Source organism: Actinoalloteichus spitiensis RMV-1378 (genome assembly GCF_000239155.1).
Lineage (GTDB): Bacteria > Actinomycetota > Actinomycetes > Mycobacteriales > Pseudonocardiaceae > Actinoalloteichus_B > Actinoalloteichus_B spitiensis.
This window is the reverse complement of record NZ_AGVX02000824.1, coordinates 1-1,165: the sequence shown is the minus strand read 5'-3', so window position 1 is coordinate 1,165 and position 1,165 is coordinate 1. Positions and strand designations below refer to the sequence as shown.

Here is a 1,165-nt window from a genome sequence, read left to right as displayed (position 1 = left end):
CGAGGCGATGGCAAGGAAGATCGACGCCATAGCCGAGAGAGCGAAGGACCGGCGGGGTCGGGTCCGGACACTGAATCAGCGAGTTCCCCTCGGTTCAAGCCCGGTGGCCCTACAGATGTCAGAACAGACCAAGCTCAGCGCGGCCGGGACCCCGCAGTCCGCCGCGGAGAATCTCGAGCTCTACATCGAGGCGCTGACGGAGCTGGCGGCAGCCATCCGAGCCAGTGCCCGGAGCACTCAGGCTACGGATGAACAGACTGCAGCCGAGTTCAACCGGCTGGAAGGGAATGAGGCATGAGGCACAGGGGTGTGGGTGTGTGGGGAACAGCCCTGGGGCTGGCGGCGCTGATGTCTGCCTGCGCGAGCACGGAACAAGGAACCGCAGTCGCCGTGAACCCGACAGTGGACTCCTCCCTTCCAGGCAGCGCCACTCCGTCGGCGCCTGGAAGCCCCGGCGAAGAGCCAGAAGTGGATGTGGTGGCGGAACTATCGGAGATGTTGCCCTGCGAAATCCTCAGCGACGAGGAACTAACCACCCTGGGCTTCGATCCGGAGACCGCCACGTTCGATGACGTCGGCGTGTCCTACGACTGTCGCTACCGCTTGCCGGGTGGGGAGAGTCCGGTCATGACGATTCAGTTGGACTGGGTCTATAGCGTAGATCAGCTGAATCTGACAGACTACACGGTTGAGGAGATCAGCGTAGGGCCGCTGCGCGCACTCCGCATCATTGAAAAACCCGCATCGGAACATTGTCAGATCTCCATGCATTTGAGCGAACAGGCTCACGCGTCAGTTTTTGTGGATTACGCGGGGACACTCGAGCAGGCGTGCGCCATAGCGGAGGGCACCGCAGAGGCGTTGGAGCCTTCATTGCCTCGGTCTTCGGACTGACCAGGCTGACGGTGGAGCTCACCGGGTCCGGCTGACACGAATCGACGCATGCCCGCATCCTTGAAATGACCTTATTCCTCCCTCAGTGTGAGCAGCGGGCAACGCCATGTGCGATGCCCATGGTGGCACGGCGGCGTGAAGTTCGCCTCCACGCTGTCACGCAATGGACTGGAAGGACCAGCATCGTTAAGCCTGGTTGGCCCTCTACCCCAAGGACGGTCCTGCCCACGTCGAGGCGTTGACAGAGTGGGCAGCGACCAGCCGGACCTGC

The 1,165-nt window shown here is 62.6% G+C and carries 2 protein-coding genes; both read left to right on the top strand.

The window, feature by feature from the left end:
• On the top strand, positions 1 to 298 hold a 298-nt coding region (locus ACTIDRAF_RS31435; protein ID WP_083886725.1), incomplete at its 5' end, for a hypothetical protein.
• The gene (locus ACTIDRAF_RS0225700) at positions 295 to 894 is read left to right on the top strand and encodes a DUF3558 domain-containing protein (protein ID WP_280956896.1); all 600 of its coding nucleotides are present in this window, start codon (positions 295 to 297) and stop codon (positions 892 to 894) included. The genes ACTIDRAF_RS31435 and ACTIDRAF_RS0225700, both read left to right, overlap by 4 nt.
• Positions 895 to 1,165 lie beyond the last annotated feature (271 nt).

What these genes read in the sequence shown, in the direction of transcription:
- ACTIDRAF_RS0225700 (WP_280956896.1), top strand. Translation starts at nt 295, where the DNA reads ATGAGGCACAGGGGTGTGGGTGTGTGGGGAACAGCCCTGGGGCTGGCG.